Below are 344 nucleotides of genomic sequence, written 5' to 3'. Positions count from 1 at the left end.
CCATTATAGAGACCATCAAAAGCTATCCTTGCAAGCGTATTTGTCTGACGGGTGGCGAACCATTAGCACAGCCGAATGCCATTGAACTGATGAAGCGCTTACTGAGTGATGATTATGAAATCTCGCTTGAAACTGCAGGCGCGCTCACGGTAGAAAACGTACCGCCAGCAGTCAGTAAAGTGATGGATCTCAAAACGCCAAGCTCAGGCGAAGTCGATAAAAACCTATGGTCAAATCTGGACTATCTGACTCAGCATGATCAGCTTAAGTTCGTCATCATGAACCATGCCGATTATGAGTGGGCAAAAGCTATGTTGATCGAGCATAAGCTAAATGAATTGGTC

1 pseudogene is annotated in these 344 nt (G+C 45.3%); it reads left to right on the top strand.

The window, feature by feature from the left end:
* Positions 1-344: pseudogene (locus AAEZ03_RS26370) on the top strand (7-carboxy-7-deazaguanine synthase QueE); the annotation flags it as partial.

The organism is Pseudomonas sp. HY2-MNA-CIBAN-0224, from assembly GCF_040310285.1.
Classification (GTDB): Bacteria; Pseudomonadota; Gammaproteobacteria; order Pseudomonadales; family Pseudomonadaceae; genus Aquipseudomonas; species Aquipseudomonas helleri.
Note: the sequence above shows the minus strand (reverse complement) of the source record. Positions and strands in the feature narration are given on the sequence as shown.